A 22,140-nucleotide genomic window follows, 5' to 3' on the forward strand; every position below is an offset into this window, starting at 1 on the left:
CGCCAGGGTTTTATTCCTTATAGCGGCTTTCATGCCGCTTTTTTTTTATATTACATAACCTTTTCTACTTCAAATGCATGTTAGCTAATTTGCCTTTTAAATCTGAAAATGAGTAAGTGATAACCTAATATGTAAGATATTTATCCTTTAATCTTATATAATGCCCTGCAGAATATTCAATTTGCTCTATCTCTTTTGTGGTCAGTTTTCTGATGGCTTTAGTCGGGCTTCCCAAATACAAATATCCACTTTTAAGTATTTTTCCCGGTGGTACAATGCTACCTGCAGCAATCATGACATGTTTCTCTATGTGCGCTGAGTCTAAAATTATAGAGCCCATGCCAATTAAACAGTAATCATCGATAGTACAGGCATGTAATACTGCTTTGTGGCCTACTGTGATTCCTTGCCCTAAAATTAATGGCCTACCGCCTGGAGTATAAGGACCATCATGAGTGACATGAAGCACTGCACCATCTTGAATGCTACAGGAATGGTCTATTTGAATATAATTGACATCACCACGGATAACAGCCATAGGCCATACGGAGACATCATTTCCCAAGGTAACGTCGCCAATAACAGTGGATTGCGGATCAATATAAACTCGTTCACCAAATTTGGGGTGCTTGTTTTCAAATGTTCGAATGGAATCACGCATGTTTATTTACACCATAGTTACAAATTCTTCAGCGCTGGTTGGATGAATGGCTACTGTATTATCAAAGTCTTTTTTATGTGCGCCCATTTTTATGGCGACCCCAAAACCTTGCAACATTTCATCGGCGCTGTATCCGACGACATGCAAACCAATAATTTTCTCTTTTTTACCCAAGGTAACTAATTTCATTGCAGTAGGAGTTTTATCAATACTTAATGCATCATACATAGGGATGAAACGGGTTTGATATATTTTAATTCTATTCTTACCATATTTTTCAATAGCTTCATGCTCGGTTAAACCAACAGAACCTGCTGGAGGATGGGAGAATACTACTGAACAAATATTATCATAATTTAGACAGGCATCAGGTTGATTCCCAAAAATTCGGTCTGCTAAACGCCTCCCTGCCGCTATTGCAACAGGAGTCAATGCGGGAGCATTAGTGACATCCCCAATTGCATAAACACCTTTAACTGAAGTATTTTGGAAAGCATCAACCAGGATCAATCCTTTGTCATCCATGTTAACTTTTATTTTATCAAGATTTAAATTGCCAGTTCTTGGCTTTCGACCTACAGCAGATATGATGACATCAATATTTTCAATAACAGAACCACTTTGGCACAAAATACTTTTTCTACCGTCGCTGTGCAGATGGATCCCTTGGGCTTTATGGTTTTGATGAATACAGATTCCTTGTTTTTGCATAATTTCCATTAAGGTATCACCAATCATATGATCAAAGCGACTTAGTGGTCGAGAGCCCCTCATTAGCAAGTGCGTTTCACTGCCTAACGAGTTAAGGATTCCTGCTAATTCAACACCAATATAACCGCTGCCAATAACCGCTACTTTAGCTGGTAATTTGGTTAATGAAAAAAAACCATCGGAATCAATAGCATGCTTTATGCCATTAATTGCCGGTAAAGCTGGTTCACCGCCAGTTGCGATAATAATATGTTCTGCTTGATAAATGGTATGATCTATTGTGATAGAACTTTGATCGTGAAAAATACCTTTGCCTTGGATAAGAGTAATTTTGTGCTGTGAAAATCGTTTCTCATAATTTTCTCTTAACCGTTCAATATACGCATTGCGTTTATTCACTAGCCGCTTCCAATCCAACTTGGCATTATTTTCGAGGAAAAACCCGTAATCAGGCGACTTATGGAGTGTTTCTGCAATGGCTGAAGCATTATACATAATTTTTTTAGGGACGCACCCTAAATTAACACAGGTTCCTCCCAAGTGGTTTTGCTCAATAACCGCCACTTTGGCTCCGTACTGAGCGGCACGAACAGCACTGGCTATTCCACCACTTCCTCCTCCAAGAACTATGAGGTCAAAATGTTTTGTTTTCATGGTCAATTGATAGGAAAATAAAATAATAGTAGCAGGTCGTCCTTGAGCAACCAAGTGATTTCATAAAAATGAATTTTATAAAAATAGACAATAGCTTGCGATTTCAGTCCGGTGGCTTTAATTTTGGTTGGTCTTGAAGTAATGTATCAAAGACCAACCTGCCGAAATAGTGCAGTATCCGTTATAAACTCCAGTCAATAGGGCATTAGTACTGACAATAGGAATATAATAATAGGATTATTCTTCTAATTTTGTTAAAAGTTCCTTTCTGGTTTTTTCATCAACAAAAGCAGCTTCGATAGCCATACGGGTAATATCATTCATTGTGTCATCGCTATAGCCATAAGATTTTTGAACTCTTTTGTATTCTTGAGCAAGTGTAGTACTCATAAAAGGAGGATCATCGGAGCTAATACTCACCTTAATTCCTGCTTCGTAAAGCTTAGGGAAAGGATGATTATTCATGTCTTTGAATAATCCCAAAAATATGTTACTGGTAGGGCACACTTCCAATGCGATACCCCGGTCTTTAACCATGGCCATGATATCAGGCGAGTCAATCACTCGAACCCCATGTCCAATTCTTTTTATTGGCAAGGTTTTCATTGCTTCTTCCATTCCTTTGGCTGAATCAAATTCGCCAGCGTGGACAGTGCATTCCAGTCCGGAATCTGCTGCTATCTGGTAAGCTTTGGTAAATAATTGAGGAGGAAATTTTGCCTCATCCCCACCTAGTCCAAATCCCGTTACACAAGGAAACTTATCTATTGAAGCTTGCTTTGCAACGCGTTCGCATGCCTCTACACCAAAATGGCGTACAGCAGTAATAATAATACGTCCAACAATATCAAATTGACTTTTAGCATCATCAATCGCTTGTTGAATTGCCGCTAAATGTTCCTTGGAAGGAATCCCACTGGATTGCTCTGCATGATCCGGGGAATACATCATTTCAATATAGATAGCGTGTTCTTGAGCATTTGATTTAAGATAATCAAAGGTAATATCATAATAATCTTGTGGATTTTTAATTACGGATGCCAACGTATCATACACCTTAAGAAAATCGAGAAAGTCTTTTGATAAGTAACTTTTTTCATCTGGTGCAATAAGACCATTAGGGAGAGTTAATTGATTTCTTTTTGCCAGTTTTTTAGCCAGGTCAGGAGAAATAGTCCCTTCTAAATGCACATGTAATTCCGCTTTTTTTAAATTCATGATGTAACCTATTATTGTACTTGCAAGAAGAACAATGGTAACTTAGATAAAAAAACGATAAAATATATTTTTTTAAATAAAGTTATTTTGGATTGAGTATGAACACAGATGATATAAATAAAGCTTATGTCAGTCCTTACGATAAGTTTTTATATGAATTTGACGCAACCCATAAAAAATCAGCATCGCAACTGCAAGAAATTAAAAAGCATGAGCGTCTATTCAAAATGAGAGACGACAAAGACTATAAGATCGATCAAAGTGACATTTGGGAAGGGTTTTAAGCTTCCCAATTTAACAATCCTCATCGTTTAAAACAAACTTGCCATGCTAAATACTGATTCTCTCGGGAAATTGTATTCTGTGATCGAAGTAAGAAAAACCCATGATTTGTTCGAGACTTTCAGTTTAAAATCCATCCAACTAACTTTCTTATTTTGCAGTTGGAGTTGCACTTACATGAGTCTTTTCAGTTATTAGCTTACCCCAACAAAGCATGCAAAAGTTTATAGGATAAAATCGTTAAAATTGAGGCAGCGGGTAATGTCAAAACCCAAGACATAAAGATATTACGGATGACAATGAGATTTAAAGCACCGATACCTCTTGCCAAACCTACGCCTAAAACAGCACCAACCAGTGTTTGAGTAGCCGAAACCGGGATTCCGGTGCTGGTTGCAACTACTACGGTTGTTGCTGCAGAAAGTGTTGCAGCAAAAGCACGGCTGGGTGTTAAAGCTGTAATCGAACTCCCTACAGTTTCGATGACTTTTCTTCCATACATGAGAAAGCCAATTACTACTCCGAGGCAGCCTAATAAAATAATCCAGGAAGGATAATTATCTGCATCAAATATTTGATTGGAGTGCATGACCAGGCTGTGGACAATACTTAATGGTCCAACCGCTAAGGCAACATCGTTGGAGCCATGAGCGAAAGCCATGGCGCACGCTGTCATTGCCATAAGCACAGCAAAATATTTTTCTACCTGAATAAATCGCTCCCTGCGCCTTATTTTATGATATTCTGGAATACGTTTGATAAAGATCATGCCTAGAATAGTAATTACTATACTGGTTGCCAGAGTTACTGCCAAATCCTGTTTTAAATTCAAGTGAATATCAAAATGGTTAAGCCCTTTAAATACAGTGATAAACGATAAGATAAAACCAATTAAAAAAAGATAAATAGGGATATATAGTTTGGCTTTAGTCAACGGGTTGCTTTTTACAAATATCGTTTGCTGTATACTAATGAACAAGGCGTAGGCTGTAATTCCAGAAATCAAGGGGGATGAAACCCATCCAATAGCGATTCGAGTCACCTGATTCCAATGTATTGCATCTGGACCCAAAACTATAGTACCAAAGCCAACCATGGAGCCTACCAATGCGTTGGTTATCGAAACAGGAACTCCCAGGTAACTCGCAAGATTCATCCATATTGTGCAGGCGAACAAAACGCATAACATGCCTTCGATGAGGATTAAAGGTTCATTAGAAAGCTGACTGGTATTGATAATCCCATCTCGCATGGTTTCAGTGACTCCTTCACCCCCTAAAAAAGCGCCTGCAAATTCGAAAATAATAGCAATAAGCATGGCTTGACGGACGGTTACTGCCTTTGAGCCCATAGTGGTACTCATGACATTAGCCAAATCGTTGGCGCCGACCCCCCAGGTCATAAGAAAACAAAGAATAAGAGCAGCAAAAAGTAAGTAAATTGAATAATCCATGAGTGATAACTACCGGGCAATAAGAATTTGAAGTCGACCACCAACTGTCTGGGCATGGTCAGCCAATTCGCCAATCCATTGGACCAGTTTGTATAGAAAGATGACATCTATAGCAGGGAGTTCCTTTTCTAATTCAAAGATTTTATGCCTAATATCGGCAAGTTTTTCATCGCAGTCATGCTCGATTTCGTCTAATTTTACTATCATTTCTTCAACGATTTTGACTTCGCTGCCTCTGAATCCGGTTTCAAGCAATTCATCCAATTCATTAATTGCTGTGCAGGCTTGTTTAGAGGCATCAAGACATCGACTTAAAAAAGGCATAAAAGACGGGATTAATTTTTTAGGTATGTTCATTTGCCTGCTTATAATTAAACCAGCTATATCTTCTGCTTTATTGGCAATTCTATCTTGAGCGCTGAGCAACTCTAATATATCTGTGCGAGCAACTGGTAAAAATAAGCCAGTAGGTAGATGAAGACGCAAATCACGTTTAATCAGATCTGCTTCTTTTTCAATAGTGATGATTTTATCCTTGATCTTGTTTGCAGTATCCCAATCATTTTTGAGCACTGCTTCAAAAAAAGGGTACAACTGTTTGGCACACTGATGTGCTTTACGTATGTGTTGTTCAATGGGCTTTATTGGAGAAGGCCCGAACATATTGAATATACTACCCATAATTTTTGATCTCAGATAACAGAGTTTGAGGATTATACCTAAACTTTTTGAGGAACAAAACTACTACTTATCTATAGTGAGTACAGATTAAGAATTAAAGGAGGGACATTTGTAATCTTGTGAGTCCATCCATTAGTGCTACAATTCAATAAAGGATTATATAACTCAATTGGAACAACAGGAGTGTTTCTATGATTAAGCGGTGGCTATTAGTGATATTGTTAATTTCTGGCAACGCTTTTTCCCAACAGATGATAACCAAGGTCATCGAATTGAATTATTTGCAAGCAGATAAAGTTATTCAATTAATCCAGCCATTATTGCAGACTGATGAGAAAGTGAGTGGATCGGGGCAAACGTTAATTGTCAATGTAAGTCCTCAAACTTTAACACAAATCAGAAATGTATTACACAAGATAGACGTCCCGCCTGTTGTTTTTAACATAACTGTTTACCAAGGGGATCCTGAATGGTTAAGCTCACAAGATGGCAATGATGTTGTTTATAGCACACAACCACAATATGAAGTGCAGCGTAGTCAATCCGTTAAAGTCATGAGTGGGGAATCTGCTTTTATCGCTACCGGTGAACAAGTGCCAGTAGTCACTTCAGTTGGTGTTGGTCTTTTAGCCACAGGAGTGTCTTATGAGCAGCATAATATTCAAAATGGTTTATTAGTACATCCTGTTTTGCAAGGTTCACAGGTCAAATTGACAGTGAGGAAAGTGCGGGAACAGGAAAATGTGGAGAGTGATCAACAATTTGATAATCAACAAATAGATACTACGATCATGGCACCATTGAATAAATGGGTTCCATTAGGTACAGCAGAAGGGGTTCAAAATACAGATTCTTCTTCTACTTCTTATACAGCCGGAAGACCTTTTTCGCAAAATTCAACTTTGTACATTAAGATATCAGTTGTCAAATCCATCCCTTCTGGAGCTACCAAATAAAATCATAGATTTTCTATTTCATAATAATGTTCAATATACAAGTCCTGTTAACATGAAATTCATGGTGGTTCAGTATTGTGAGCATATGCTCGCCCATGTAAGTTTAAATTAAAGACAAAATGCAAAAATTAAAATCACATATGGTATATAATTAAAGTGAGCGGAGAGAATTTTGGGGGGGCTTCTTATGGCAATTATCAGTTCACTAGCCAATCATCTATTGATTGCCATGCCTTCTTTAAAAGATCCAAATTTTGAAAGGTCAGTGGTCTATTTATGTGAACATAACGAGCAGGGGTCAGTAGGTTTAATGATTAACAGACCTTTACAGTTTCCATTATCTATTGTTTTTGAGCAATTGCAAATCGAACCTATTCGCGTAGAAAAAAATGGATTGCCTTTATTGTTTGGCGGACCTGTCCAACCGGAAAGAGGGTTTGTTATTCATAAGCAAATGGGTGGATGGCGCTCCAGCCTGTTTTTACAAGATGAGGTGACGGTTACCACCTCAAATGATATTATTCGTGCCATAGCTTATGACGAAGGGCCTAAAGATGTATTAATTACTTTAGGTTATGCCGCCTGGACAGAGCAGCAACTGGAAAGAGAAATTATGAGTAACACGTGGTTGGTTTGCCCTTATAAATCTGAAATTCTTTATGAAGTGCCCTTTGAAGACCGCTGGGAATATGCGGGATTAACACTGGGTGTCAAAATGAATCAACTCTCTTCTGATGCTGGCCATGCCTAAAGGCGTGTATTTAGGTTTTGATTTCGGTTATAAGCGCATAGGAGTTGCTGTAGGGCAGCGGCTAACTTGTAGTGCTTCTCCTTTATCTACTATAGAAGCCAAGGCCGGAATCCCTGATTGGAATGCCATTCAGAAAGTGATAACCCAATGGAATCCACAAGCTTTAATTGTAGGTCTTCCTACCTGTATCGATGACAGTGAATTATACACAACATCAGCCGCTCGCCGTTTTGCAAAACAATTGTATAAACGATTTACTTTACCTGTGCATTTGGTCGATGAACGACTATCGACAGTGGAGGCTAGAGGGTATTTATTTGAGCAGGGAGGGTACCGTCGGATTAAAAAAGCTGAGGTAGATAGTATAGCAGCTTGTGTTATACTAGAGCAGTGGTTACAACAATCAGAATAACTCAAAGAGTATTATTCTTTGGAGCTAAAATAAAATTTGGCGGGGGAACATGAAGCATTTTCTTGAAATTAGTCAATTGTCATCTGAACAAATTGAATCCTTATTGCAACGAGCTTTATATTTTAAACATAAAAAACAATACCCCTCTTATTCCCAAAGTATTATTGCTAATTTATTTTATGAAAACAGTACCAGAACTCGGGTAAGCTTTGAGTTAGCAGAGCGCCACCTGTCAATGTCTGTTGTGAATCTGGAGCTTCAGACTTCATCAGAAACGAAAGGCGAAGCGATTGAAGATACCATTAGAACGTTGGCTGCTATGGGTATCCAATATTTTGTAATTCGTCATAAGCAAGACGGGCTGCAGCAAAATTTAGCCAATAAATTAGGTGATACAGTTCATATAATAAATGCCGGTGATGGAACTCATGCTCATCCAAGCCAAGCGATACTGGATATGGTGACAATAATCGAACAAAGGCCGCAACTAGATAAATTAAAAATTGCTATTTTGGGAAATATTAAACATTCACGTGTTGCTAACTCTTTCCAATGCATTTGCAGTAAATTAGGGGTTGGTGAGTTAGTTTTAATTTCTCCAGAGATTTGGCAACCATCACAAATCCACTTTGGACGAGTAACTGATAATCTCAAAGAAGGTCTAGCGGATGCGGATGTGATAATTTGTCTACGAGTTCAAAAGGAACGTTTGCTGGAAGATGATCATTTGGATTTGAATTTATATAGAGATAATTTTGCCCTTACTCAAAAAAGCCTGTCTTATGCAAAACCTGATGCTATGGTCATGCACCCTGGGCCTATGAATCGTGGAGTTGAAATTGATAGTGAAGTCGCTGATGGCAGCCAATCCTGCATTTTACAACAAGTGACTAACGGTGTTTATGCAAGAATGGCTATCCTTGAGTCGCTGATAGTGGGTTAAATATCTCTATATCCTGTCATGTGTTTTGTTTAGTTTCTCGCAAATTAGTGATTAATTAAAAAAAACCTTCAATAGACAATTCTTGTTCAGGAGTAAGTGGTTTGCCTATATCAGAAGCACAGGCGTTTATTTTTAATTTTTCTCCTGCTGTGCCGATGCAATAAAGCATAACTCCTTTAGCATTTATCATAAAGACTGTTATTTTCCCATGATCAGATTTTTTTGTTTTCGTAGCATGGACGCTAATTTTATAATTTAAAGGATTGGGGATTTTGTTTAGTTTTTCATTAAAGCAATGAGTAATATTTGAATTGATTTCTTCTGATGCATCATAGCATTGTGACAACAGCGATAACGCAGTATCTGTATATTGATCTGCTATTGCAGATTGCCACGGATAAAATACTAAAAACAGGAAATAAATTAGTCTTGCTATTCGCATGGAATTGTATTTTATTTAATCCATATTGTAAATTATAGTGCTTTTTGTTGGATATGTTCGATAATAACTTTTAAAATTTTTAATTTAACTTTTTCTCATTATGATTTGATAAATTTGTATAGGTGTATCTCGAGAGCAATATAATTTTTTCTGTTTGATAATGCTTTTTGTCTATATTGCAAAACCTGATGGTTAGCCACTCTGAACAATAGACAGGAAACGTCAAAATTATTCAGGTAGATCTATAGATAACATTTGGCCTTGTGTGAGTGGTTTTCCCTGTTCCCCGGCACAGGCATTTATGATTAAAGTTTTTCCTGTGGTTACTATGCAGTAATACATATACCCTGTTTTATCGACCATAAAGACTGGTATTCGTTCATTCGTGCCTTTTTCGTCAGTTTTAAAGTTCATAATCAATTGAAAATCCTCTGCGTTAGGCATAGTCTTGAGTTTTTTGGTAACGCAGGGAGTAAAGTCATTGCTGAGGTTTACTGATTCATCATAGCATGATTTTATAATCGCTAGCGCATTATCAGTAGGTCTATTAGCTGTTGCAAATTGCCATGGTATCATTAATAAAATGCAAGGAAACAAGAGTCGTATGCTTCTCATGATGGCCCCGTAATTTATATTTATGTATAATTATAGGACAACTTTGGTGTATATGATTAATACGGAATTGTTATTTTATACACCCCAATACTTGAGAAGAAATTTTATTTAGGCAAATGCAAGATTTGTTTATAGGATAACGCCTGTTGCAGATGGTTTAGCATGACCTTATTACATTCATTCATATCAGCAATTGTCCTGCTTACTTTTAGTAAGCGATGGTAACCACGAGCAGACAGTTTCAGTTTACTCATCACTTCTCGGAGAAACAATTGTTCTTCTGATCCCAATTCGCAAACCATTTCGCATGTTTTGGAATTTAAATTGGCATTGAGACTATCTTGTCGTGCCATTTGTATTTCATGCATCTTTGTTACCTTTTCTCTAATAGCAGGACTTTGTTTTTCTAAATGGGTATTGGGTTTAATTAACTCCTCTTGAGATAATGCGTGAATGGTAACCTGCATATCGATTCTATCTAATAATGGAGCAGAAAGTTTTGCCAAATAGCGGTTGATTCTATCAGGAGTACATAAGCAATTGGCTTGTGAATTACCCCATTGGCCACAAGGGCAAGGATTCATTGCTGCGATTAATTGAAATTTGGCAGGAAACTCTATTTGTGCAGCTGCTCTGGAAATGCAAATATGCCCTGACTCTAAAGGTTCTCTAAGTGTCTCTAATACTTGCCGATTAAATTCAGGTAATTCATCTAAAAATAATACGCCGTGATGGGCTAATGAAATTTCACCGGGTTTCGGTGGGTTGCCTCCTCCGACTAACGCCACAGGTGAGGCAGTATGATGCGGTGCACGAAAAGGAGGCAAACGCCATTCCCTGAAATCAGGTAATTTGCCTCGAATTGAATTAATGGCTGCGCATTCGAGAGCTTGTGTTTCCGATAACTCGGGTAACAAGGTGCTAAATCTTCTTGCCATCATCGTTTTTCCACTGCCTGGGGCACCACTTAGCAGAATACTGTGTCCCCCACAGGCAGCAATGACCATAGCATTTTTGGCATGATGTTGCCCCTTAATATCAGACCAATCCAATTCATGGTTATTTAAGGCAAGATCTGGCTTGCGGGGTAAGTTCTGTAAGGGAGTACCTTGGCATAGATAATCGCAAACTTCGCGTAAGCTATTGGCAGTAAAGACTTTTGGATGTCCGGTTAAAGAAGCTTCGGCAGCATTGGCATTCGCTATAATCAGATGTTGATTGTCTTTATGTGCTGCAAGAACAGCAGGAATAATGGCAGAGACTCCTCTAAGCTCGCCACTTAAAGCCAATTCTCCAATAAATTCGTGATGCGCAAGATTGGTAAGAGGAATTTGTTCTGATGCTGCGAGTATTCCTAATGCAATAGGCAAGTCAAAACCACTTCCCGTTTTAGGTAAATTGGCAGGACCAAGATTAACAGTAATTTTGCGACATGGAAATTCGAATTGGCTATTTATAATGGCGCTGCGTACTCTGTCTTTACTTTCTTTCACTGCGGTTTCAGCAAGTCCTACCATAGTAAAACTTGGCAAGCCATTTGATAAATGGACTTCGACAGATACGGGTTGTGCGATAATACCAATAGTACTTCGCGTTTTGGTAAATGCGAGATTCATAAGATTTTTTCCTTATTATGTTGGACTTAAGTCAGCCAAATTTCCTATTGACGACTAATGGTTATTATTTTTTAATCTCTTGCCGCTCAATGAAGTCTTCAAACTGATGCTGCAATTGTTCCAATTTTTCTCGAGTTCTGGCAAGCACCTTACATTGCACATCAAATTCTTCACGGGTAACAAGGTCCATTCGACTGAATGTTGATTGCAGTACTTCTTTAAATTTTTGTTGAATGTCTTTTTCAAAATTTTGTAGACTGGTAGGTAAAGTAGCGAAAAGCTTATTGGCTAATTCATCAAATTGCTTGGGGTCGAACATAGTGGCTCCGGATTATTTTTTGAATACAGTCTAGCAAAACTGTTGGATTACAACTATACCCAAGATGTCTTGAAAAGCAATAACATAAAAGTTGCATGCCACTAATATCATGGGTGTCTCTGCATTTAACGCGATGGAAAATATATGAAAATGATCACTGCAATTATCAAACCATTTAAACTGGATGATGTACATGAAGCTTTAATGGAAATAGGAGTGCCAGGAATTACCATATCGGAAACTCGAGGATTTGGGCGTCAAAAAGGTCATACCGAATTATATCGAGGTGCGGAATATGTGGTAGATTTTCTCCCCAAAATTAAAATTGAGTTGGCATTGCCAGATAATATGGTTGAAGCAGCCATAGAAGCCATTTGCAAGTCCGCCTACACTGGTAAAATTGGTGATGGCAAGATTTTTGTTTATGCCTTAGAACAGGTAGTGAGGGTTAGAACAGGGGAAGTCGGTACAGACGCTCTCTAGAATGTCATTTTAGGCCAAGGGGTTTCGCCAATAAATAGCTTTTTGAGTTATCACGGCATCCAGGGGGACATCCCAAGGTCGTGATTCAATATAATCAACTCGTTGAAATTGATAGGCGACACCTAAGAGATGCGCTTTTGATTTATTAGCCAAGGTACGATCATAGTATCCTGCCCCCATTCCCAAGCGGGTACAGTAGGCATCGAAAGCAACCAGTGGCATGATAATCAAATCCAACTCATCAACAGGTAAGGCTAATGCAATATCAACATCAGGTTCAGGGATATCGTACCTGTTCATTTTAAATGAAGTGTTGGGAGTAGCCGGTAAAAATGAAAGAGTAGAATCTTTATTTAATACCGGGAAATAACAATATTTACCGTGAAGAGGTGCGCTTTTCCAGAGAGGTGTTAAATCAACTTCTCCATTAATTGCAAAGTACAAGGCTATTCGCTTTGCTTGCCTGTATTGTTCCAGCGAGCGGATACGAGTACAAATTTGATTAGAAGACGTTGTTCTGTAGGATACAGAAAGCTTCGATCTTACCTGTTTTATGGTATTTCTTAGAGCAATTTTATATTGATCTGACATGATTTAGTATCGCTAATATTCTTTTTTATTATTAGATGGATTGGGCTTAAAGTTCAAGTATTTATAGGTATCAATACATTGTATTCTGCATTGAGTGATTGTAAATGCGCGATGTGATCAGTTTATAGCATAAAATAATTAAAAACTACTAGGCAAAAAATTGAAAATGAGGTATATAGCCGTCCTGGAATCCTGTTCCATTTAAGCAATTATTTAATGTTACTTTTAATTCTTTGAGGGAATGTTATGAGTGACTTGTTTGAAGAAGATGAAGAAGAAGTAATCGAAGTTGTCGACGATTTTGATGATGTTGAAGTGGATACTGAAATTATAGAGGCTCCTGGTGTCAGTTTGGACGCGCGCAGGCGACTGGAAAACATGTTGGAGGAAAAGCGATTGCGAGACGAATTGGATGATTTTGTAGATTATTAATTATGAGATCATAATGCCTACTCGTGTTATTGAAGAAAAAGGAGACGTGACGTTATCATTTGGAATTGATGATCGAATTTTTTTAGGTGAGGGATTATTTGAAACAATTAGAGTCAATAGTTCCAAGCCTTCCTATGCTTATAGGCATTGGGAGCGACTGGGCAATTCAGCTCGTCAATTAGGTATTCCTTTTGAAATTTCATTTGATGATTGGTTTGAGCACCTTATTCAAAAAATCCAAAAAGATAACTTGTACCATGGCGGGATTAAAGCCATTTTGAGTGGTGGTCCTGCCTCCAGGGGGTTGGCAGAACGTGGGCAAGTCAGCCAATTAATTTTTCAGACTTTTAATTATTCAATACAAAAGCATCCTGTTCGGTTAATCAGCGTTAATTGGCTAAGGGATAAGGCTAATCCGCTTTATCGATTAAAATCAGTGAATTATTTAGAGGCAATTATTGCTCAACGCCAAGCGATTGCTGTTGGAGCAGATGATGCTTTATTTTTCAATACAGAGAATCATGTTACTGAAACAACTTGTGCCAATTTGTTCTTGATTGAAAATAACGTTTTATATACTCCGCAAATAGAGGATGGTGTCTTACCCGGCATTACCAGGTCACTCCTCATTTCCCTTTGTCAGCAACACAACATTCCAGTGCAGGAAATATCATTAACGAAAAAAAGGGTTGAGGACGCTGATGCTGTTTTTTTAACCAATAGTCTACAGGGTATCAGAAGGGTTCTCTCTTTGGATAGCATTGTTTTTGAAGTCAATCATCCAATTATCGATAAATTGGTTTTTTTATTAAACCAGGATGAATCTTGGTAAACCTCTCTTAGTTAAAAAGACGACTACCTTTTTTTCATTATTCTGATAACAAGTAAGAAGAAAATCGCTAATCCGGTGAGAAAAACTCCGCCATTTCTATAAAAATGGCCTGGTCTTGTCAAGGCATCCATGCCGGCATAGCCGAAATAGGTATAAATAATTTCTGCAGGAATTAGAAAAATAAAAGTAGTTAGCAAATAAAGACGAAATGATATGCCAGTTACTCCTAAGCCATAGTTGACCAGGTTAAAAGGGACTATTGGAAACAATCGCAAGAAAGCCACAAAAACCCAACCTTTCTCATCTACCCCGGCAATCAATTTGTTTAGTTTTTCACCCTTTTTGGTTGAGAACCAATCGTAAACCAGATGTCTTGTAATTAGAAATGCAAACGCAGCGCCACTGGTAGCACCCAGTAAATTAAGCAAGGTGCCAAATACAGGTCCAAACACAGCTCCGCCTGCGAGAGTTAATACCATTGTGGGCAAAAGCAACAAGGTCGCGAGACAGTAGGTTATCAGGAAAAGAACAGGGGCAAGCCAACCCAGATCGTCTATATAATCAATGATCTCTAACGAATGATTATGAAAGACCACTGCGAAAATAATTAAAACTAATATGGCTAAAATGAAACAGAATGTCTTAATGGTTTTTTGTGTTAAAGTAAAGATGCCCCTCACTTTATTACAGGAATTAAGGACTCGCAAGTCCTCTCTCAATATTCTGGGTAAATTATCATAAAAACAGATGTTGCTTTCGCTTAAATTTTTTAAATGAAATCAACATGATTTCATAAACCCATCTATTCAAATCGTTTTGAATCTTGCAGAATAAAAGTCAATATAGAGATAACTGATGCGACATGATGACAAAAACAAATGAGGAAAATTTGACCTGGAAGGAAAAACAAAAACAGCGGGCTAGGGCATGGATAAAAATTTTTCTGGAGAAATGGTTTCGCATAGAGGTTAAAGGACAATATCAGGCCAACAGCCATTCTGTCATTATTGCCAACAGGGCTTCTATAATTGATGTGTTACTCCTTTCTGTATTTTTACCCGAACGATTAACTTTAGCTTTACATCCTGATATGTTTAAAAAAATATGGGTAAAAACGTTATTGCTTTTTGCTGATGTCATAGTAGTTGATCCAGGCAGCGCTCAGGCAACAAGAATTTTAATAAGGGCGATACGGGCTGGCAAGCGTTGTCTTCTATTTCCACAAGGGCTATTAAGACAGGAGGAAGACAGCTTAAAGGTTTTTGAAGGACCTGGATTGATACTCCAAAAGGTTGGCGCCGAGGTAATCCCTGTTCGTATTGAAGGGGCGGAGCACAGTATTTTTTCTAATAGCAAAAATAAACATCGAATACGGATTTTTCCGAAAATTACTCTTCATATATTACCTGCTCAAAAATTGAGTCAAGCTGAAAATACAGGTGTCGACAGAGAAGGTATCAGTTTACGTTTATTTCAACTAATAAGCGATTTATCATTCGCCAATAGTTTTAAGCCATATGTTTTATTTTCTGCTTTAATTGAAGGAGTAAGTATAGGAACTAAAAACAAAACTAAAATAGAAGACAATAATCGTATTCCATTAACTTACAGACAGTTCTTGGCTCGTTGTTTTATTCTGGGGCGCCAAATTAAAAAGCAAACGGCTGTAGGCGAAACTGTTGGAGTAATGATGCCGACTACTGTAGCTGGCATGGTCACTTTTTTTGCTTTACAAGCTTATAGGCGAATACCTGCCATGTTGAATTTTAGCATGGGTTTTTATAACTTATATTCAGCTTGTAATACAGCAAGAATTAAATCAATTTATACCGCAAGACAATTCATAGAAACTGCCAGATTAGAACCCTTGGTAGAAGAGTTACAACAGGTGGGTATAAGAATTCATTATTTAGAAGATTTTAAATCAACCATTCATTTAGGTAATAAGCTTTCCGGGGTATTCAAAGGCTTCTTTCCCACTCTAAGCTACCGTTTTCTTGGCGACAAAATATCCCCTGATACAACAGGCATAATCCTGTTTACCTCTGGTTCTGAGGGAAAACCCAAAGGGGTTGCTCTTAGTCATGCCAATATATTGGCTAATTGTTGGCAAATGACTTCCAGAGTCGACTTTACTCCACGAGATGTTTTATTTAATTCCTTGCCTATATTTCATTGTTTTGGCCTTACAGCAGGAAGTGTGCTTCCTTTGGTTAATGGTTTGAATTGTTTTTTCTATCCTTCCCCCCTTCATTATAAGGTAATTCCTGGATTGGTTTATCAAACAGGGGCTACTATTTTGTTTGGCACAGATACTTTTTTAACGGGTTATGCAAGGGCCGCGGGCAAATATGATTTCAACAGCGTCCGCTATATCTTTGCTGGCGCCGAGAAAGTGAAACCGGAAACCATTAGACACTGGAGCGAATCGTTTGGGGCAAGAATTTATGAAGGCTATGGTGCTACTGAGGCATCGCCAGTCATATCGCTTAATTGTCCGTTGGCATCAGTACCGGGTAGTGTCGGAATGATTTTACCTTTTATGGATTTCAAAGTAGAACCAGTAGAGGGAATTGTACAAGGTGGGCGTTTAAAATTACGCGGACCCAATATCATGTTAGGTTATCTTGATGAGGATAAACCTGGAGTAATTATAGAACCTGAAGATGGTTGGCATGATACGGGAGATATCGTCACCGTGAATGCGGATGGATTCATTACTATAGCGGGTCGCGCCAAACGTTTTGCCAAGATTGCTGGTGAAATGGTATCTCTTACAGCGGTGGAAGGAATTGCATCTTCAATTTGGCCTGAATTATTAAATGCCGCTGTTGTTCAAAAATCTCCAAGAAAGGGGGAGCAAATTTTCTTATTTACTGAAGCAGAGTATGCAGATAAAGTATCATTTATAAAAAAGGTTAAGGAGAGAGGGCAATCAGAATTGCTGGTTCCTCATATGATTTATCCGGCATGCCAAATTCCTGTCCTGCCTTCAGGAAAAATTGATTATATAGCGCTTGAAAAGCAATTTTCAGAACAGAAAGAAACCATGGAAACAGTATAAATGAAATTGATATGGATAGTATTAGCCCTTATTTTAGCCCTTGTTGTCATTCTTTATTTATTTCCTCAAATCAATTTTCGAGAAATGCCGAAGGGGTTAGTTGAGGGGCAATTGCCAGATGATAAGCCAAACTGGGTAAGTAGCCTGGTTAATGAATCGGATTCTCACTATATTGCTCCTTTGAAGGTTGAGAGTATGCCTCAATTGGTAGCATGCATTGAACGCAAGATCCCGGAATTGAAAATCCAGAAACAGGAGGCATCCTTTCTGGTGGGGTATAGACAAAGCCCTTTTTTCCATTTTGTTGATTGGTTATGCATCCATGCGGATGGAAATGTTATTTCAAGTGCCACCATGGGGTATTCTGATTTTGGCAAGAACAGAGAGCTGGTGGAGAAAATCAGATCCCTGTGTTTATGATTTATCTTAATCAATCCATGTCAATGCACCTTGTCCTGGTTATTGCTGTGTGCTTCAACCAGGACATCAGCAGGGAATAAATCGAATTATCTTTTATAGATTTCAGCCACGGTTTTGGATAAACGCTTAGCAGAATAATTCAGCCAACGAGATTGGGCGATGTATTGTATTCCCTCATTCAAACTAAAGCTTCCGGTCGCGATTCTTGCTTTTATACTGTCAACCCCAAAAACAATTTCACAATCAGTGGGGGTATTCGCACAAGCTGCTTCTACGATATCGGAGTTAATACGAATCGAATTATCAGGGGGAATAGCACAACTGGAAGTCAATTCACAGGAATAGGATCCTATTGTCACATACCCCAGATCATCGGACGTATTAACAACCGTCAGATCTTGAGAAGCAAAGGCATTCAGGCTGCCTAGCGAGAATAAACTTGCCAAAAGTAACCTGTTTTTTTTTCTCACAATACAACTCCTTTTATGTTTTAATGTGTGGTTATTGAGTTCAAAATATTATTTTTTTAGTACATAACTCCCTGGAGCATCCATTATAGGTGCGAATGGCAAGTGATTGATGTCAGGGGAATTGATGAGTCTTCCGGAATGCAATTTAAGCCAATTTAACCATTCTGGCCACCATGAACCGGAGTGTTCCTTGGATTTTTCAAACCATTCCTCAGCAGATAAATTCATGTTGTTATTGGTTCTATAACCATATTTTTGCTGGGTAGGCGGATTGATAATTCCTGCAATATGGCCAGATCCACCTAAAACAAAACGTTTTGGCCCCTTCATTAATTCAAATCCTTTATATGTTGTTTTCCAGGGAGCGATATGATCTTTTTGAGTAGACAGAAAGAAAGTGGGTATGTCGATATTTGTTACGTCAATAGGGGTATGATTAAGGCGAATTTTTCCAGGTTTTATCAAATCATTATGCAAATACATCCAGCGTAAATATTGAGAATGCATGGTTGCGGGCATATTAGTGGAGTCAGCATTCCAATAGAGTATGTCAAAAGGAACAGGGTTTTTACCGCGCAGGTAATTTTTGATGAAAAATGACCATATTAGGTCATTTGCTCTTAAGGAATTAAAGCTGGATGCCATAAATTTGCCAGCCAGATAACCTTTGGATTTCATTTCTTCTTCAAGTTTATTAATCTGCTGCTCATCAATAAAAACAGCGATGTCTCCAGGATCGCTAAAATCAATCATTGCCGCTAAAAAGGTTGCACTACGAATGGAAAGATCTTTAGTTGCCTTATTGTAGGCTAAAAGAGAAGCGAGAAGTGTCCCGCCTATACAGAATCCCAGCGTATTGACTTGTTTGACACGCAATTGTTTTCGGATTACTGAAATGGCTTCTCTGGGGCCCTCATTTAAATAATCATAGAAACTTTTATTGGCATACGTTTCGTCAGGATTAACCCAGGAAATAATAAAAACAGTAATGCCTTGTTCAACCAACCAGCGTATTAATGAATTATGCGGGCTTAAGTCCAAAATATAGTATTTATTAATCCAGGGAGGAATGATAAGTAACGGTGTGGATTTTACTTTTGTTGTTCTGGGGCAATATTGGATTAACTCCATCATGGAATTGCGAAATATGACTTTACCGGGCGTTGTAGCCAGATTCTCACCGATTTTAAATGCTTCCGTATCAGTCATTTTAATGATTAATCTGGAAGATCCTGCTTCGACATCGGAAAGCAAATTATGTAATCCACGTAATAGATTTTTACCATGGCTTTGTAATGTTTCTGCCATGAGCTGAGGATTCGTGTGAATAAAGTTAGCTGGAGATAGGGCATCAAGGTATTGTCTGGTAAAAAAACGTATACGTTTGGCGAGATTCTCATCACCGTATTCCATATTCTCCAGTAATGAATTGATATGCTCATTGGCCAAAAGATAATGTTGGCTTAGCAAGTTAAAAAATGGATTGTTTATCCAATCTTCTCCATTAAAACGCTGGTCATTAATAGGCAGTGGTTTTCCTTCAAGCCAATAATTAAATTGTGCTTGAGCCAGGCCTAAGGCATCTTCGAGGTAATTCAACTGCATTTGCCATACTTTTTCAGGATTTTTTAGAATGACGGCAATCAAATTTTGGAAATGCTCCGTGAGATCAATGTATTGACTAACCAGCGATGAAAGCGGGATGGGTTTTTCTTTGAAATCGGTCATAATCTGCAGGCTTTTTTTAGCTACAGCCTGCATCAGTTCGCTTAGTTCAGTATCGTGAGTCATCCTGGCTCCTGAAAGCAAATAATTGAATTGCCTATTTTTATGGGTTTGTTTCTGTTTATCAAGAGTATTCTATATTAAATTCAGGGCTCATTATAGACATATGAATTATTGATAAGCCCATTCTGTTTATTACTAACCTATTGTAAAAAATATTAAAACGCATGAAATTGCCAGGATAGAATAGAAGATTTTATTTGCTTATTTCCTTATCAATAAGGTAAAATCTGTCTTTTATCGGATATAGAACCAAATTAGTACTATATTTATAATAAGGTAATAGAATTTTGCTTTGGATGATTGTGCCAGAAAAGCTCATTTAGAGGATCAGGTGTTATTGAATCAGTAAGCAATTGTATAATCCTTGTTCTTAATAAGATATTCTTTTCCTCTATCTGAAAATAAGACTTATTTGGTACTAGATTATTCGAGTAGGGGGTGTTATGCTGCGCGTCAGTAAATTGGCCGATTATGGAACAGTTGTAATGGTTTATTTAGCCAAGCATTCGCAGGAATTATGCAATGCGCGAGATATTGCTTTACATACGCATTTAACGGTACCTACTGTTAGTAAAATACTAAAACGCCTGACTAGTGCGGGGTTGTTAACTTCGGTTCGTGGTGTATCCGGAGGATATAGACTGCAAAGACCAGCGACTGAAATTTCTGTGTCTCAAATCATATTTGCTTTGGAAGAGCACAGAGGTTTCACAGAATGCAGTATGCAACCTAATGATTGTTTTCTACAGGGAGTATGTACCATTCAGGGAAATTGGCGATTAATAAGCCATGCGATAGAAACTGCTCTTGATAGTGTCAGTTTGGAGGCATTGGCAAAACCAACTCTTCCAACAAGGGATGTTGAGCGAGTTCGGCAATTAGCAAGTGGAGTAAATCGTGGCTAAAAGCAGTGAGCAACTAAATTCTCTGCTCGATAGAGAATATCAACATGGTTTTATAACCGACATAGAAGTTGAAACTTTTCCTCCTGGATTGGATGAGGATGTCATTCGTCGTTTGTCTGCAATAAAAGGTGAACCTGAGTTTTTGCTCGAGTGGCGGTTGAAAGCATTTCAGCACTGGCTCACTATGCCTCATCCTGAATGGTCAAGTGTGCACTATCCTCCAATTGATTATCAATCAATTTCCTATTATTCCGCACCTAAAAGTAAAAAAGATGCACCCAAAAGTCTGGATGAAGTTGATCCTGAATTGTTAAAAACCTATGAGAAACTAGGTATCCCTTTAAGGGAACAGGAAATGCTGGCAGGTGTTGCTGTTGATGCGGTGTTTGATAGTGTTTCAGTTGCGACTACTTTTAAAGCGAAATTAGCTGAAAAAGGAGTAATTTTTTGTCCATTATCTGAAGCGGTACATCAGTATCCGGATTTGGTCAAAAAATATCTGGGGTCAGTTGTTCCTTATAGGGATAATTTTTATGCGGCTTTGAACTCTGCTGTGTTTAGTGATGGATCATTTGTTTACGTCCCTAAAGGGGTGAGATGTCCCATGGAGCTATCGACCTATTTCAGGATCAATGCTGCTTCTACCGGGCAATTTGAGAGAACACTTATTATTGCTGATGTTGACAGCTATGTATCCTACCTGGAAGGGTGCACTGCTCCGATGCGAGATGAAAATCAATTGCATGCCGCAGTCGTCGAATTGATCGCGTTAGATGGGGCTCAAATAAAATATTCAACGGTACAAAACTGGTATCCTGGGGATAAAGAAGGTAAAGGAGGGATATACAATTTTGTGACCAAGCGAGGGGCTTGTCGGGGTAAAAAATCGAAAATTTCCTGGACACAAATTGAAACAGGTTCAGCCATTACGTGGAAATACCCCAGTGTGATTTTGCAAGGTGATGATTCTGTTGGCGAATTTTATTCTGTTGCGTTAACCAATAATTTTCAACAAGCCGACACAGGCACCAAAATGATTCATTTAGGGAAAAATACGCGCTCAACAATTATTTCGAAAGGGATCAGTGCCGGGCGTGCGCATAATGCTTATCGAGGATTGGTACGCATCGCACCAACAGCCACTAACGCACGTAATTATACCCAATGCGACTCCATGTTAATGGGTAATCAATGTTCAGCGCATACTTTTCCTTATATAGAAGTCAAAAATCCAACGGCACAAGTAGAGCATGAGGCCACTACTTCAAAAATTAGTGAAGAGCAATTGTTTTATTGCCAGCAACGCGGTATCGATACAGAAGATGCGGTTTCTATGATCGTGAATGGATTTTGTAAGCAAGTTTTAAAAGAATTACCTATGGAATTTGCGGTGGAAGCCACTAAATTATTAGGTATAAGCTTAGAAGGGGCAGTCGGCTAA

The 22,140-nt window shown here is 38.3% G+C and carries 25 protein-coding genes; 12 read left to right on the forward strand and 13 right to left on the reverse strand.

All coding sequences use genetic code 11. The annotated features are described in order from the left end of the window. Nucleotides 1-124 precede the first annotated feature (124 nt). The 3 genes from CC34_RS0115460 to CC34_RS0115470 form a co-directional block, all read right to left on the reverse strand. Nucleotides 125-661 (reverse strand): gamma carbonic anhydrase family protein, encoded by a 537-nt coding sequence (locus CC34_RS0115460; protein WP_027228397.1) that lies wholly within the window; start codon nucleotides 659-661, stop codon nucleotides 125-127. A gap of 6 nt (nucleotides 662-667) precedes the next feature. Further along, a complete protein-coding gene (gene gorA / locus CC34_RS0115465; protein ID WP_027228398.1) occupies nucleotides 668-2,026 on the reverse strand; it encodes a glutathione-disulfide reductase in 1,359 nt (452 codons plus the stop codon). Between the two features lie 237 nt (nucleotides 2,027-2,263). After that, nucleotides 2,264-3,244, reverse strand: a complete 981-nt coding sequence (locus CC34_RS0115470; protein WP_027228399.1) for an adenosine deaminase — start codon at nucleotides 3,242-3,244, stop codon at nucleotides 2,264-2,266. A gap of 98 nt (nucleotides 3,245-3,342) precedes the next feature. On the opposite strand from CC34_RS0115470, the gene CC34_RS0115475 reads away from it, so the two are divergent. Next, complete coding sequence (locus tag CC34_RS0115475; protein WP_027223632.1) at nucleotides 3,343-3,528, forward strand: CBU_0585 family protein; 186 nt, start codon at nucleotides 3,343-3,345, stop codon at nucleotides 3,526-3,528. A gap of 197 nt (nucleotides 3,529-3,725) precedes the next feature. Here the strand turns inward: CC34_RS0115475 and CC34_RS0115480 are convergent, their stop codons facing one another. Both CC34_RS0115480 and CC34_RS0115485 read right to left on the reverse strand, forming a co-directional pair. After that, entirely contained in the window at nucleotides 3,726-4,979 is a 1,254-nt protein-coding gene (locus CC34_RS0115480) for an inorganic phosphate transporter (RefSeq protein ID WP_027228400.1), read from the reverse strand. A 9-nt stretch (nucleotides 4,980-4,988) separates the two neighbouring features. After that, nucleotides 4,989-5,660 carry a TIGR00153 family protein gene (locus tag CC34_RS0115485; protein WP_027228401.1) on the reverse strand — a complete coding sequence of 224 codons (672 nt, stop codon included), beginning with the start codon at nucleotides 5,658-5,660 and terminating at the stop codon, nucleotides 4,989-4,991. A 191-nt stretch (nucleotides 5,661-5,851) separates the two neighbouring features. On the opposite strand from CC34_RS0115485, the gene CC34_RS0115490 reads away from it, so the two are divergent. The 4 genes from CC34_RS0115490 to CC34_RS0115505 all read left to right on the forward strand — a co-directional run bounded on the left by CC34_RS0115490 (nucleotide 5,852) and on the right by CC34_RS0115505 (nucleotide 8,722). Further along, nucleotides 5,852-6,616 carry a type II/III secretion system protein gene (locus CC34_RS0115490; protein WP_027228402.1) on the forward strand — a complete coding sequence of 255 codons (765 nt, stop codon included), beginning with the start codon at nucleotides 5,852-5,854 and terminating at the stop codon, nucleotides 6,614-6,616. Nucleotides 6,617-6,803: 187 nt separating this feature from the next. Beyond that, on the forward strand, nucleotides 6,804-7,367 hold the full coding sequence (locus CC34_RS0115495; RefSeq protein WP_027223636.1) for a YqgE/AlgH family protein: 564 nt from the start codon (nucleotides 6,804-6,806) through the stop codon (nucleotides 7,365-7,367). Further along, nucleotides 7,360-7,779, forward strand: coding sequence for a Holliday junction resolvase RuvX (gene ruvX / locus CC34_RS0115500; RefSeq protein WP_027228403.1), 420 nt, complete (start codon nucleotides 7,360-7,362; stop codon nucleotides 7,777-7,779). The genes CC34_RS0115495 and ruvX overlap by 8 nt, the downstream gene beginning before the upstream one ends. 49 nt (nucleotides 7,780-7,828) lie before the next feature. Further along, nucleotides 7,829-8,722 carry an aspartate carbamoyltransferase catalytic subunit gene (locus CC34_RS0115505; RefSeq protein ID WP_027228404.1) on the forward strand — a complete coding sequence of 298 codons (894 nt, stop codon included), beginning with the start codon at nucleotides 7,829-7,831 and terminating at the stop codon, nucleotides 8,720-8,722. 55 nt (nucleotides 8,723-8,777) lie between these two features. Here CC34_RS0115505 and CC34_RS0115510 read toward each other — a convergent pair whose 3' ends face one another. The 4 genes from CC34_RS0115510 to ubiK form a co-directional block, all read right to left on the reverse strand. Then, entirely contained in the window at nucleotides 8,778-9,164 is a 387-nt protein-coding gene (locus tag CC34_RS0115510) for a hypothetical protein (protein WP_063720024.1), read from the reverse strand. A gap of 228 nt (nucleotides 9,165-9,392) precedes the next feature. Next, on the reverse strand, nucleotides 9,393-9,779 hold the full coding sequence (locus tag CC34_RS0115515; RefSeq protein ID WP_011945755.1) for a hypothetical protein: 387 nt from the start codon (nucleotides 9,777-9,779) through the stop codon (nucleotides 9,393-9,395). 104 nt (nucleotides 9,780-9,883) lie between these two features. Continuing rightward, complete coding sequence (locus CC34_RS0115520) at nucleotides 9,884-11,395, reverse strand: YifB family Mg chelatase-like AAA ATPase (protein WP_027228406.1); 1,512 nt, start codon at nucleotides 11,393-11,395, stop codon at nucleotides 9,884-9,886. A gap of 64 nt (nucleotides 11,396-11,459) precedes the next feature. Further along, on the reverse strand, nucleotides 11,460-11,714 hold the full coding sequence (gene ubiK, locus CC34_RS0115525; protein WP_027228407.1) for a ubiquinone biosynthesis accessory factor UbiK: 255 nt from the start codon (nucleotides 11,712-11,714) through the stop codon (nucleotides 11,460-11,462). Nucleotides 11,715-11,858: 144 nt separating this feature from the next. Between ubiK and CC34_RS0115530 the strand changes: the two genes are divergently transcribed. Then, nucleotides 11,859-12,197 (forward strand): P-II family nitrogen regulator, encoded by a 339-nt coding sequence (locus tag CC34_RS0115530; RefSeq protein ID WP_011213200.1) that lies wholly within the window; start codon nucleotides 11,859-11,861, stop codon nucleotides 12,195-12,197. 9 nt (nucleotides 12,198-12,206) lie between these two features. Here CC34_RS0115530 and CC34_RS0115535 read toward each other — a convergent pair whose 3' ends face one another. Further along, nucleotides 12,207-12,788: a 5-formyltetrahydrofolate cyclo-ligase gene (locus tag CC34_RS0115535; RefSeq protein ID WP_027228408.1), complete on the reverse strand. Its 582-nt coding sequence runs from the start codon at nucleotides 12,786-12,788 to the stop codon at nucleotides 12,207-12,209. Between the two features lie 246 nt (nucleotides 12,789-13,034). On the opposite strand from CC34_RS0115535, the gene CC34_RS0115540 reads away from it, so the two are divergent. Next, nucleotides 13,035-13,220: a PA3496 family putative envelope integrity protein gene (locus CC34_RS0115540; RefSeq protein WP_010946331.1), complete on the forward strand. Its 186-nt coding sequence runs from the start codon at nucleotides 13,035-13,037 to the stop codon at nucleotides 13,218-13,220. A gap of 13 nt (nucleotides 13,221-13,233) precedes the next feature. Beyond that, nucleotides 13,234-14,052, forward strand: a complete 819-nt coding sequence (locus CC34_RS0115545; protein ID WP_027228409.1) for an aminotransferase class IV — start codon at nucleotides 13,234-13,236, stop codon at nucleotides 14,050-14,052. Between the two features lie 23 nt (nucleotides 14,053-14,075). Here CC34_RS0115545 and CC34_RS0115550 read toward each other — a convergent pair whose 3' ends face one another. Next, entirely contained in the window at nucleotides 14,076-14,759 is a 684-nt protein-coding gene (locus CC34_RS0115550) for a TVP38/TMEM64 family protein (protein ID WP_050598247.1), read from the reverse strand. 155 nt (nucleotides 14,760-14,914) lie between these two features. On the opposite strand from CC34_RS0115550, the gene CC34_RS0115555 reads away from it, so the two are divergent. Next, nucleotides 14,915-17,116, forward strand: a complete 2,202-nt coding sequence (locus tag CC34_RS0115555) for an AMP-binding protein (protein WP_028378182.1) — start codon at nucleotides 14,915-14,917, stop codon at nucleotides 17,114-17,116. Then, nucleotides 17,117-17,536, forward strand: a complete 420-nt coding sequence (locus CC34_RS0115560) for a DUF1499 domain-containing protein (protein ID WP_010946335.1) — start codon at nucleotides 17,117-17,119, stop codon at nucleotides 17,534-17,536. It abuts the gene before it with no gap. An 86-nt stretch (nucleotides 17,537-17,622) separates the two neighbouring features. Here the strand turns inward: CC34_RS0115560 and CC34_RS0115565 are convergent, their stop codons facing one another. Beyond that, entirely contained in the window at nucleotides 17,623-18,006 is a 384-nt protein-coding gene (locus CC34_RS0115565) for a hypothetical protein (RefSeq protein WP_027228412.1), read from the reverse strand. Nucleotides 18,007-18,054: 48 nt separating this feature from the next. Next, the gene (locus tag CC34_RS0115570) at nucleotides 18,055-19,797 is read right to left on the reverse strand and encodes a PHA/PHB synthase family protein (protein ID WP_027228413.1); all 1,743 of its coding nucleotides are present in this window, start codon (nucleotides 19,795-19,797) and stop codon (nucleotides 18,055-18,057) included. Nucleotides 19,798-20,237: 440 nt separating this feature from the next. On the opposite strand from CC34_RS0115570, the gene CC34_RS0115575 reads away from it, so the two are divergent. Both CC34_RS0115575 and sufB read left to right on the forward strand, forming a co-directional pair. Next, the gene (locus tag CC34_RS0115575) at nucleotides 20,238-20,699 is read left to right on the forward strand and encodes an SUF system Fe-S cluster assembly regulator (RefSeq protein WP_027228414.1); all 462 of its coding nucleotides are present in this window, start codon (nucleotides 20,238-20,240) and stop codon (nucleotides 20,697-20,699) included. Further along, complete coding sequence (sufB, locus tag CC34_RS0115580; RefSeq protein WP_027228415.1) at nucleotides 20,692-22,140, forward strand: Fe-S cluster assembly protein SufB; 1,449 nt, start codon at nucleotides 20,692-20,694, stop codon at nucleotides 22,138-22,140. The genes CC34_RS0115575 and sufB overlap by 8 nt, the downstream gene beginning before the upstream one ends.

The organism is Legionella pneumophila subsp. fraseri, assembly GCF_000586315.1.
GTDB lineage: Bacteria > Pseudomonadota > Gammaproteobacteria > Legionellales > Legionellaceae > Legionella > Legionella pneumophila_B.